Raw genomic sequence first — 11,779 nt, forward strand, 5'->3', positions numbered from 1 at the left:
TTTCTATTGATTCACCATGAAGCTGCTCTATCTGTAGCGTACACTTCGCTTAACGTTTCTAACGCCTTTTCCAAATCCTCCGTATGCTGGCCATTACGACCATCACCTCTTGCCATGCCTATTTCAATGGTTGCTGCCAAGCCAACACTTTCAAAAATTGGGGTGATAGCCTCGATCCACTTCTTCTGTAAGTCAGCTTCGCCTTCTATCAAGCCAAGCTCCACCATTTCCTCACCATATTGTCCAAGTGAAAATACGCCAGCGAAATCCGGCATCGTTTTCTCAATCGCAGCCTTCATTCTCAAAACCGCTTCTTCGTGACCAGATCCCAGCAATTGGACGAACCAGGTTTTCCAGTGCATCAAATGATAGTAAAGTTCCATCTGTACCTTTTGTGCCACTTCAGCAAGCGGTTCATATGAACATGAATGAAGGGACTGAACCTTAATTGCTTTGGCTTGGGTATAAAAATAATTCCGCACTACCGCAAACGCCCAATCATAATCCGGGTCTTTCATATAGTAACCAGGACCATTGACCAATTCGAGAATGATCGCATTGCGCCGTTCCTTAGTGGGACGGTCATGAGCCAACTTATCCGCATCCCCTTCACCGAGTTCATCAAGTAACTTATAATATATGGCTGCATGCCCCATCGTGTCTTGGGATATCGAGGCGGATGCAACATCTTCTTCGATATGCGGTGCGAGTCCAAGCCATTCTGCACCTCTGTATGAATGGATGAAGTCATCGTCCGCCAGTTGAAGTAGCAATTCCTTGATTGCGATGTTCTTCAATGATTCATTCTTCATTTTTCACGCCTCCAGCCCAAGACATTATCTCTTTTTCATCGAGCATTCCCTGCTCATACTTCCGCCATTTTTTCTTCAAATATCCATACCCTTTTGTGGTCCTGTAATCTTTATTATCAATACGTTGAAGCGTTTTCTTTTCCTCAATCGTCATTTTCCGTATATTCTGTCTCTTCACGACCCAGATATCATCAACTGCTTCACGTCTCATGAAATTTTCTTGTGCCATCATGATGGCGATATCCTCATTGGGGGCCAGCAGGCTGAAGTGGTATTGAACGGGTGAAGTTTGCGTTTTACGGCTAAATACTTCAAATTCTTCAAAGTAATTTTCTTGTCTAGTTTCCATTTCGTCCTTCCCCCTCCCTTAGATGATCTTTGGCGCTAACGCCTCGCGTACCCATTTATTTTTTTCATAAGAATTTCTTCGAAGACTTAAGCGATCCTGCGAACGGGGACCTTCATTCCTTGCGAACACCTTCAATTTCCCCCAATCCGGTTGTTGGTAAATCCAGGTTTTCGATTCTTTATCAAACCTTAGTGTTTCATCGGGAATGGTAAAGCCAAGTGAAAGGATCCGCTTCACATATTTAGAAAAAAAGGCTTGGCGAAGCTCTTCATTCGTACTGGTTCTGATTTTGTACTTAATCGTAATATCCTGTTTGGATGTGCCCACTTCTTTCTTACTGGGAGGTCCAAAGAAGAGTAATAAAGATTCCCACCAATAATTGATGGAGTCTTGGACCAATTCCCTTTGTTCTTCCGTTCCTTCAGCCAAAGCCATGATTATCGCTTCACCATGCTGAGCGTGAAAAACTTCTTCCGCGCAAATTCGCTGTAATGCTCGGGCATAAGGTCCGTATGAAGCGCCAAGCATGTTCGTCTGGGAAATGATGGCTGCCCCATCAACCAGCCAGCCAATCAATCCCGCATCGCCCCAGGATTTGGCTTCCATATGGAAAACATTATGAAACTTTAAATCTCCTTTAAACAAATCTTGCATAAGGTCATCCCGTTTTTTACTGTAAGGCTTTAGCAAATCCTCGGCGACTCGAAGCAATAATTGTCCATGCCCCATTTCATCCTGCACCTTTGCCATGATTCCAAGTTTCCTATTTAAAGTCGGGGCTTTAGGTACCCATTCCTTTTCCGGAAGCGCTCCCATGATTTCACTGATGCCATGCATCGATATTAACTTGATAAGTGTGCCCCGGTAATCTTCCGGCATCCAATCATCCGCTTCTATCTTTTCTCCTGCTTCGATTCTGGCAATAAATTGGTTTAGTTTTTCTTGTTCTGCCATATCATTTAAAAGAACGTTCATCCAATTCACCTCTCATATCTCAATGTAACGTTTATATAACGTTATTATATTTTACTGTTATATTTAATGCAAGACTATTCCGTCTCTTTTTTCGAAATAAAAGGAAATTATAAGGGGATTTTACGATTCTTTTAATCAACTAAAACTTTAAACGGTGAAGATTCCACTTTAATTGACTCTGTTGGGCAGCCTTCCAGTGCATCATCCAGATCATCAAATAAATCTTCTGCGACCACTGCAGTTCCTTCATGTTCATCCAAGATGACAAATGCCACTCCATCATCATTGTAATCAAAGATTTCCGGTGCAGCGGCACCGCAAGCAATGCAAGTTTCTTGATCCACAACTGTATATTTAGCCAAGATGCCTTCCTCATTCTCTATTTCATGATTAAATCCTTCTTCTTTTCCATTAAGCTTGTGCCATGAAGGGGCTGAACCTTTGAAAATGGATCGATAAGTTCCTTTGCATTGCCGATTACAGTAGATGCTTCTCCAAACCCACTGGCTCAACTTTACTTTCCCTTCATAAATGCAGATATCCCCAGCGGCATAAATCCCCGGAATGTTCATTTCCATTCTAGAATTAACGACAATCGCATTTTTTCAATATCAAGATTCCAGACTTTAATCGGACTCAAAGCCCGTAGTCAGCGGCATCCGTTTTATGTATCTCTTCTTCCCCTTCAATCACGTTTTCGAGCACCACATCGATTTCTTCTGCTCCACGTAATTCAATCGGGACAGATGGAGTCATAAACCAAACGTCAGAATTCGCATGGTTTTCAACGCTATGTTCATGAGCACGGAATTTCCCCCTCCGGTGTGCAATCTTTACAAGATTTGCGAAAGGCTCGAGCATTAAAACCCAACTAATGGCACCCTCCTTTCCAGCCAGTTATAAACTAATCACTTCATCTTTCCGCTTATCAACGACCCGAATGGCTTTTCCTTCTGAGCGCGGAATGCTTTTTGGAATGTTGACAACAATATCCATCGTTACAAGACATGCAGATTTCATATGATGCTGAATCGTTTTCCTTAATATCTCTACATCTCCATGCGTTAAGTCTTCTTCAATCTTCTTGTAGAAACCGCTTTCAATTTCAATGTGCAGTTCAACACCATCCATCTTCCCCTTCTTAACGAGATGAATCTGATAATGAGGCACAATTCCCTCCATTTGGAATAACACACGCTCTATTTCAGAAGGGAATACATTCACTCCCCTGACTATGATCATATCATCCGTTCTGCCTTTCACACGGGACATTCTTGTTGTGGTACGCCCGCATTTACAAGGTTCATGGGTAATGGAGGCGATATCACCCGTCCGATAACGAATGATTGGCAACGCTTCCTTTGTAAGGCTGGTAAAGACAAGTTCCCCATCTTCGCCGTCCTCAACTAGTTCAAGCGTGTCCGGGTTAATGACCTCGACAAGAAAATGGTCTTCTGCGACATGCAGTCCATCCTGTGCTTCATGGCATTCAATCGCAACTCCTGGCCCCATGATTTCACTTAGTCCGTAAATATCGATCGCTTTCAAATTCAGTTTCCTTTCAAGTGTTGCCCTCATTGCCTCTGACCACGGCTCAGCTCCGAAAATACCATACTCAAGCCCATTATCAGCAGGGTCAATCCCCATCTCCTCCATCTTTTCAGCGAGATTCAAAATATAAGTAGGGGTTCCACAAATGCCGCGCGGTTTAAAATCATTGATGATCGTAATCTGGCGATCGGTATTCCCCCCTGAAATTGGTACGGTGGCTACCCCCAGCTTTTCTGCACCGCAATGGAGGCCAAGTCCGCCCGTAAACAGACCATATCCATATGCGTTATGGAAAATATCTGATTTTTGACCTCCAGCGGCTACAATTCCACGTGCGACGATCGTTGCCCAGTTTTCCAAATCGTTTTTTGTATACCCGACAATTGTAGGCTTTCCGCTTGTTCCTGATGAACCATGAATACGCGTTACTTCCTCCATTGGAACTGCGAATAAACCGAATGGATAATGATCACGAAGAGTCTGTTTTTTTGTAAATGGAAGCTTTGTCACATCGTTTAGAGTTTGAATATCTTCTGGATCAAGGCCCAGCTCTTCAAATTTTTCTCTGTAATAAGAAACATTTTCATATACATGGCTTAACGTTTTCTTAAGACGTGCCAATTGTAAACTTTCCATTTCAGCACGCGTTGCCGTTTCAACTTCCGGATTGTACATTGTTTCAGTCCCCCTTAATTTTGCTCGTGTCCCATCCGACCCCTCTTTCATAACGTTTATAAAACGGGTATCAAATTATCGTTATGATTCATTTTCAAGATTAATACGTCGTTTCTACGTTGTCAATAATGTTTTTTTCAATTCCACAAAAAATGACAGAATAAACAAAAAACATTTTCTAATTTACTAAATTTTCTGACTATGTTAACTTTAACAGTGATATATCACTTTAACTACGGACGTTTTAAATTTGTACTATAACGAAAAGGGGGATTATTATGGAATCGCCGGTTAAAACGGGGCATTCACCCGCAGGTCATGACAGTGGAAACAAGTATCGTCAATTAATTGAAACGGAAGAATTCAAGGAACTGATTCAAAAGAAAAATGCTTTCATCGTACCTGTCACTCTCTTCTTTCTTGCCTTTTATTTTGTTCTGCCAATTTTAGCTGCTTATAGTGACGTACTGAAAGGCGAAGCCTTCTTCCATATTACTTGGGCTTGGGTATATGCACTTCTCCAATTTGCCGTAGTATGGATAGGAGGATTCGTCTATATTAAAAAGTCAGCGAAGTACGACAAGATGGCTAAAAACATCTTGAATAAATATGAAAAGGAGCTTGGCGAATGAGCATTTTATCCCTAACGCTTTTTTTAGGCATCATTTTGTTAACGCTCACAATAACCTATTACTCTTCTAAGAAAACGAAAAATGCCAGTGATTTTTATACTGCCGGCGGCGGATTGACAGCATGGCAAAATGGTTTGGCCGTCGCAGGTGACTTTATGTCAGCCGCTTCTTTCCTGGGAATTACAGGTGCCATCGCACTGATTGGTTTTGATGGCTTTTATATGAGCATCGGGAACCTTGTTGCCTTTCTTGTCTTACTTTATCTTGTCTCGGAACCACTTCGCAATCTAGGTAAGTTTACGCTGGCAGACATGATTTCAGCACGCTTTAAATCAAAAAAAGTGCGTGGGATAGCTGCGGCTAACACACTTGTCATTTCAATCTTTTACATGATTGCACAACTTGTTGGTGCAGGGGGATTAATTAAACTATTGCTCGGCATCGATTATTGGCTTTCCGTCCTTCTTGTCGGTATATTGATGACGATTTATGTAATTTTCGGCGGGATGAGGGCTACAAGCTGGGTGCAGATCACCAAAGCTGTTCTCTTACTAGGCGGTTCCGCTGTGCTGACGTTCATCGTATTTTCCCGTTTTAATTTCAACATTTCAGAGATGTTCCATCATGTTCAAACTGCAACACCGCTCGGAAAGGATTTTTTGAATCCTGGGAATAAATACACCGATGGGCTTGACATGATTTCCTTTAATATGTCGCTTGTCCTTGGAGCAGCAGGCCTTCCGCATTTACTCGTCCGCTTCTTTACAGTTAAAGACGCAGCTACTGCAAGGAAATCCGTCGTATATTCCACATGGTTTATAGGGATATTTTTCATCATGACGATCTTCCTTGGTTTCGGTGCTGCATCTTTCGTCGGTTTTGACCGGATCGTCGAAGCGAACTCGGCAGGAAACATGGCCGCGCCCCTTCTTGCACTAACCATGGGCGGTGAATTTTTATTCGCTTTCGTTTCTGCTGTGGCATTTGCTACGATTTTAGCGGTTGTATCCGGTCTTGTTTTAACTTCGGCATCCGCTTTTGCACATGATATATACGGTGAAATCATCAAAGAAGGAAAGATTACGGAAAAACAGCAAATACTCGTCGCCCGAATGGCTTCGGTCGGCGTAGCGGTCATTTCGATTTTACTTGCTTTATTTGCACAATCAATGAATGTCGCTTTTCTTTCAGTCCTTGCGCTTGGAATTGCTGCAAGTGCCAATTTACCGATCATCCTTTGCACAATATATTGGAAACGCTTCAACGCAACCGGAGCGATCACAGGAATGTTATTCGGGTTACTCAGTTCCATCATACTGGTCATGCTCAGTCCCAATGTATGGAATCCGGAACCTGGGATGGGTATTTTCACAGGCAATCCCCTCTTCACAATGAGCAACCCTACCATTTTCACCGTGCCGCTTGGCTTTATTGGAGCCTATTTAGGTACAATCCTGTCAACGGCAAAAGGTGAGGAAAACAATTTTCCTGAAGTACTGTTCAAATCCAACACCGGGTATGGAGTAAGTTCAGCAAAAGACCATTAAAGGAAGGGAGATTTCCATGACCACTCATTTAGATCAGGATATTCACGAATTGCATTACGACCAAATCAAACAGGTACTTGTCGACGAACCATATGCTTCTTTTCTCGGGATGAAGTTGACGAAACTCGGTCCCGGCACAGCTGAAGCAGAATTGATTCCAAGTGACCATATGCTCAATTCACACGGAACGGTTCACGGTGCGATTATCTTTTCACTCGCTGATTACGTGTTCGCAGCAGCCAGCAATTCATATGGAAAAATAGCAGTTGGCGTTTCAAACAACATCAATTTCTTATCAGCTGGCAAACGGGGTGAGACTTTAACTGCCAGAGCGGAAGAGATAAAGAAAAACCATAAACTGGCATGGTATAAAATAGACGTGTCAAATGAAAGGGAATTGATTGCAACCATGGAAGCGATGGTATTCAGGAAAAATAAATATTTCGTCGACCAAGTTGAATAAGTAACGTTTGAACCGTACAAGCAATCCATTTGTCCGGTTTCCTTTCCCTTGATTTTCCAAGGATACGTAAGCATAGAAAAAAAGGGGGATTTCCGATTCGGAATCACCCTCTCTTATAATGAATTCAATTGCCCCGAACCTTATTTGCAAAGCCTTCTCCCTAGTTATTGACCGCAATACCGGAATCTATCACTTTTAACCATTCCCCACGCTCCCATTCACTTATTACATCAGTCTGATAAACTATTTTCCCTCTATTAATGGTAGCCGTGATTTGGCAAGGAAAGGTATGGCCCATATAAACGCTTTGCTTATGTTTCGCGAAAAAATTCGTTTCCGAAACTTCATGCGTACCATTAAGGGAAACGATAGCAAGGTCCGCATCCATCCCGTGCTTAATTTGTCCTTTTCTAGAAGAGAGACCAAATCTTTTTGCCGGGGCTGAAGCTGTCCACATAGCGACTTTATGAAGCGGGATATCGTGTAATACAGCCAACTCTATCATCGACATTAGCGAAAATTGCCCTCCGCTTATTCCGCCCCACGCTTCAAAAATATTATGTATGGCAGGATCTTTCAGCTCATAAGGGCATGGTGAATGGTCGGAAGAAATCATATCGAATTTCTCCTCCATTAAACAGGTAATCAATCTTTCTTGTTCTTCTCTTCCCCTTAGTGGGGGAGCACATTTTGCAACCGCACCTTTTTCTATTAAATCATCCTGATTGAATAATAAATAATGCGGACACGTCTCAACCGTCACATCCAGCCCCTTTTGTTTGGCCGATTCAATTTTTCCGATTGCCAAACTACTGCTAATGTGGACAAAGTGCAGCGGACAGCCTGTTAACTCTGCATATGTAATGGCACGTCCCACAGCCTCCGCTTCCGCTTGCACAGGTCTTGTAGCAGCATAATCATTCGCACTGAATAGTCCATTCTTCTCTTTATCCTGCTTAAACCACTGAGTGATCGGATCACTTTCCGCATGAAGGGCCAATACCTTGCCCAATTCTGCAATTTTCTTCATTCCATGTAAAAGGGTGAAATCATCCGCTCGCTCAAACTCCTCATTCCCCGTCGCTGAGAGAAAAGCTTTAAATCCGATGACTCCGGATTTGGCAAGATCCTCTAATTCATCAATATTTCCTGGGACCAATCCTCCCCATAATCCAAAGTCTATAACTGACTTCATCTCACCGATTTTGCCCTTTTCAAGGAGAGCCTTTCGATCGATGGCTGAAGGGATTCCATTCAAGGGCATATCGAAATATGTGGTGCAGCCTCCCGCTGCCATCATTTGCGATCCTGTTTCAAAGCCTTCCCAATGAGCGCGGCCAGGTTCACTAAAATGCACATGGACATCAATCATACCAGGAAAGATATGCTGGCCATCCGCTTCATACTCTTCATTCGCTTTACCATCCAGATGATCCCCAACCTTAACAATCACCCCATCCCGGATTGCAAGATCAGCCTTCTTCACTTCATCAGGAAAAACTACATACCCATTGCGGATAATAAGATCATATATTGACATACGACAACTCCTCCAAAATAGTTTTATAAAATCAAAGAGTTCCCCTGGATGCAACCACTTTCTCCGTCTTTCCCACATACACATCGAGTGCAGCCTGCAAAGCCTCTCCCCGATTCACTTGGAACCCCTGGCGCAAAAGGACAGCTTCCAAGGAGGCCAATACAAAGAGGATGTTTTCTTTCCTACAGCTGAATCCCATGGTCCCGATCCTCCAGATTTTCCCGTGAAGCGGACCAAACGAGGAAGCGATTTCGATACTGAATTCATTCAACAGCATGGCTCTTACAGCTTCCCCATCGATTCCTTTTGGAATTTCGATGCAAGTTACACACGGAAGTTTGTTTTTCCCATCCCCGAATAACGTTAGTCCCATCGCCTTGATCCCTTCAACGAGAGCAGCTTCGTGGAGTTCATGACGGGCAAAACGCGTCTCCAGACCTTCTTCAAGCACAAGGCGCAATCCTTCACGCAATGCATAAATCATGGAAGTCGCTTCTGTATGGTGATTCAAACGGCGCGGACCCCAATAATCCTGCAGCATGCTTAAATCGAAATAATTACTGGTGATCGGAAGACGGAGCGAAACCTTTTGGTTGTCTTCATCGGTCGCAATACCACGTTCCACCTTTTTGCGGGACTGGATGATCTCTTCTATTCGCTCGTTATACGTAATCGGTGCCATACCTGAAGGAACGGACAAGCACTTTTGTGTCCCGCCTATCAATCCATCAATACACCATTCATCCACCTTTACATCGGTGCCCCCAATGGAGGCAACCGCATCCACCACAAGCAGGACACCCAATTCACGGCAGGCCGACCCGATTTCCTTCAAAGGCTGCATACAACCAGTGGAAGTTTCCCCATGGACGATCGCTGTTATTTTAGGGGAGACCTTCTTGATTTCCGCGATTACAGCTTGCGGTTCGAACACCTCTCCCCAAGGACATTCCATCGTATGGACTTCAGCTCCGTATCGCTCACAAATTTCCACCAACAAGTGACCGAATCTTCCGAATATCGGAACCAGAACCTTATCTCCCGGCTCAATGATGCTGCATAGAATCGCTTCATTACCCGATCTTGAGGTGCCATCTATCGGGAACGCCCATTTATTTTTCGTTTGAAAAACCAAACGCAGCATTTCCATCACTTCATTCATGATAGTAGTGAATGCAGGATCGAATTGCCCTAATATCGGTGTGCTCATCGCCCTTAAGACACGCGGGTCCACTTCGACCGGGCCTGGTGTCATGATCGTTCTCATCGGTGCATTCAATTCTGAATATGCCATTTTAACCACTCCTTTTAATAGGCTAATTTATATAGTATTTCACTTAAAACGTCGATTCCCTTTTCCATATCCGCAACACTCGTAAACTCCTTAGGCGAATGGCTGATCCCACCCTTACTTGGAACGAACAGCAGGCAAGTCGGACAATACGAACCAAATACCTGTGCATCATGCCCGGCTCCGCTGACCATATCTTGGTAAGGTATATTTTTATCTTCAGCTATCTTTCGGGCAAGGCGATTCATTTCCCAATCCATCGCGACAGGTTTGACATCCATCCATTGTGAAACCTCCAGCTTCATTTCACCTTCTTTTGCCAAGGAATCGAAAGTCGAAAAGATTTCCTGACAAAACCTTTCAAGAACCACTTCCTCGTAGTGCCTGATATCGAGACTGAACTCCACTTCACCAGCAATGACATTCGGGACATTAGGTTTAACATTCATTCTGCCGACAGTCGCAACTAAACCCGGGTCCATATCCTTCGTTTTTTTCGTTAAAAAAGAAATGAATTCAGAAGCAAAACCGACTGCATCCTTTCTATAGGACATGGGAGTGGTGCCCGCATGATCACTCTCACCAATGATTTTCACCGTATAACGGCGCTGCCCGACAATATGGCTGACGACCCCAATTGTATTCTCATTCTTTTCAAGCACCATCCCCTGTTCTATATGAATTTCGACAAACCGTTCAATGTCATCGCGGACCGGGGTTATATAGGCTTCAGGTTCAAACCCTGATTTTTTCATGGCTTCCAAAAAAGGAATTCCTTCAGTATCCTTTAAATCCCTGACATGCTCAAGACCATAGGCTCCTTTAATATTCCTCGATCCCCAAAACGTTAAAGGAAATCTGCTTCCTTCCTCCTCACAAAAGGAAACGACTTCAATCGTCTTCCGCGGTTTTCCATAGGATTTATACAACCTCTTAACTGCCAGGAAACTAGCGACGACCCCATATGCACCGTCATATTTCCCTCCATCCTTGACCGTGTCTATATGAGAGCCGGTCAAAATGGTTTCACCGGAGGGGCCCGTTCCCTCAAGCCTGCCAAACAAGTTGCCTACACTATCAAAATATGTAATAAGGTTTTCTTTTTCCATCTCAGTTTTCATTGCCTGCTGAGCGCTCATCCATTCCTTGGAATATAATAACCGGGTCACCCCATTACTCTTCGTTGCCCCGAAAGATGCTAACCATTCAATCATCGAAGCAACTTCGTCCTTTTCATTTATGGACTGTTCGATTTGAATGCCCATCCCATCGCCTCCCTTCCAATATCCACTCATGTTATGAATATTCGCAAATTTTTGTTATCTATTATTTTACTTGCTTTCGCATATAACTTCATTGACAATTCTGTTAGTATTTCAGGGTATTTTTGTGCAAAATAACCAACGAAAAGCAATCAAATAATGCCTGTAAAGGAAGAGGGTGCAGAAAACCGTGGTAAGGGCATACGATTTCATCACTCTCCGCCCACCACGATGCAGACAAAGGTCCCTTGCAACGATAATCTTCCCACTGGCCCGATAAAGGACAAGGTGTACACCCAGAAGTTTAATGCCTATCGGTTTTTCCGACACTTCCCCCACTGCAGCCACACGAAACCAATATTGCGATAATACATCCCATTACTCATAGCCGAATCTGCATTCTTTCGAAAACGGAGTTACTCTTTTTTTCTTACTTGAAGCAACTGTGCTTTCACTCATTTTATCGCCGCCCTTATTCTCACGTTAATTTTTATAAAACCTTACACAAAAACCTATTTTTATACACCCTAACAATAAACCAAACAATGAAGTTCGTAAGATATGCCAAAGGATTTGTATGATATGATAATTAAAATCCGCAAAGCATGTGTGTAATCGTAATGATTCAAGATATACAGGACATGTAAAACCCGATTCAATTCATTGGATTCATATACAGCTG

At 43.2% G+C, this 11,779-nt stretch carries 12 protein-coding genes and 1 pseudogene; 3 read left to right on the top strand and 10 right to left on the bottom strand.

What is annotated here, in order from left to right; translation table 11 throughout:
• Nucleotides 1–11 precede the first annotated feature (11 nt).
• The 6 genes and pseudogenes from paaC to AC1DVK_RS17005 form a co-directional block, all read right to left on the bottom strand.
• Entirely contained in the window at nucleotides 12–812 is an 801-nt protein-coding gene (gene paaC / locus AC1DVK_RS16980) for a 1,2-phenylacetyl-CoA epoxidase subunit PaaC (protein ID WP_477626956.1), read from the bottom strand.
• Entirely contained in the window at nucleotides 802–1,161 is a 360-nt protein-coding gene (gene paaB, locus AC1DVK_RS16985; RefSeq protein ID WP_061461908.1) for a 1,2-phenylacetyl-CoA epoxidase subunit PaaB, read from the bottom strand. Before paaB ends, paaC begins: the two co-directional genes overlap by 11 nt.
• A gap of 18 nt (nucleotides 1,162–1,179) precedes the next feature.
• The gene (gene paaA / locus AC1DVK_RS16990; protein ID WP_410862438.1) at nucleotides 1,180–2,136 is read right to left on the bottom strand and encodes a 1,2-phenylacetyl-CoA epoxidase subunit PaaA; all 957 of its coding nucleotides are present in this window, start codon (nucleotides 2,134–2,136) and stop codon (nucleotides 1,180–1,182) included.
• A 131-nt stretch (nucleotides 2,137–2,267) separates the two neighbouring features.
• Nucleotides 2,268–2,498: a ferredoxin gene (locus tag AC1DVK_RS16995; RefSeq protein WP_318686418.1), complete on the bottom strand. Its 231-nt coding sequence runs from the start codon at nucleotides 2,496–2,498 to the stop codon at nucleotides 2,268–2,270.
• A 17-nt stretch (nucleotides 2,499–2,515) separates the two neighbouring features.
• Nucleotides 2,516–3,027, bottom strand: a pseudogene (locus AC1DVK_RS17000) (NAD(P)/FAD-dependent oxidoreductase); the annotation flags it as partial.
• Between the two features lie 6 nt (nucleotides 3,028–3,033).
• On the bottom strand, nucleotides 3,034–4,362 hold the full coding sequence (locus tag AC1DVK_RS17005; protein WP_061461905.1) for a phenylacetate--CoA ligase family protein: 1,329 nt from the start codon (nucleotides 4,360–4,362) through the stop codon (nucleotides 3,034–3,036).
• 278 nt (nucleotides 4,363–4,640) lie between these two features.
• On the opposite strand from AC1DVK_RS17005, the gene AC1DVK_RS17010 reads away from it, so the two are divergent.
• From AC1DVK_RS17010 to AC1DVK_RS17020, 3 genes are read left to right on the top strand one after another with little or no spacing between them, the layout of a single operon-like run.
• Nucleotides 4,641–4,994 carry a DUF485 domain-containing protein gene (locus tag AC1DVK_RS17010; protein ID WP_289320900.1) on the top strand — a complete coding sequence of 118 codons (354 nt, stop codon included), beginning with the start codon at nucleotides 4,641–4,643 and terminating at the stop codon, nucleotides 4,992–4,994.
• Entirely contained in the window at nucleotides 4,991–6,541 is a 1,551-nt protein-coding gene (locus AC1DVK_RS17015; RefSeq protein ID WP_477626957.1) for a solute symporter family protein, read from the top strand. Before AC1DVK_RS17010 ends, AC1DVK_RS17015 begins: the two co-directional genes overlap by 4 nt.
• A gap of 16 nt (nucleotides 6,542–6,557) precedes the next feature.
• Nucleotides 6,558–7,004, top strand: coding sequence for a PaaI family thioesterase (locus AC1DVK_RS17020; RefSeq protein WP_061461902.1), 447 nt, complete (start codon nucleotides 6,558–6,560; stop codon nucleotides 7,002–7,004).
• 160 nt (nucleotides 7,005–7,164) lie between these two features.
• On the opposite strand, the gene AC1DVK_RS17025 is transcribed toward AC1DVK_RS17020, so the two are convergent.
• The 4 genes from AC1DVK_RS17025 to AC1DVK_RS17040 form a co-directional block, all read right to left on the bottom strand.
• Nucleotides 7,165–8,544 (bottom strand): allantoinase, encoded by a 1,380-nt coding sequence (locus tag AC1DVK_RS17025; protein ID WP_477626958.1) that lies wholly within the window; start codon nucleotides 8,542–8,544, stop codon nucleotides 7,165–7,167.
• Nucleotides 8,545–8,575: 31 nt separating this feature from the next.
• A complete protein-coding gene (locus AC1DVK_RS17030; RefSeq protein ID WP_061461900.1) occupies nucleotides 8,576–9,838 on the bottom strand; it encodes a pyridoxal-phosphate-dependent aminotransferase family protein in 1,263 nt (420 codons plus the stop codon).
• Between the two features lie 14 nt (nucleotides 9,839–9,852).
• Complete coding sequence (allC, locus tag AC1DVK_RS17035) at nucleotides 9,853–11,100, bottom strand: allantoate deiminase (protein ID WP_061461899.1); 1,248 nt, start codon at nucleotides 11,098–11,100, stop codon at nucleotides 9,853–9,855.
• 111 nt (nucleotides 11,101–11,211) lie between these two features.
• Nucleotides 11,212–11,445 carry a Rieske 2Fe-2S domain-containing protein gene (locus AC1DVK_RS17040; protein WP_081108706.1) on the bottom strand — a complete coding sequence of 78 codons (234 nt, stop codon included), beginning with the start codon at nucleotides 11,443–11,445 and terminating at the stop codon, nucleotides 11,212–11,214.
• Nucleotides 11,446–11,779: the final 334 nt, after the last annotated feature.

The organism is Peribacillus sp. P4_B1 (assembly GCF_056402395.1).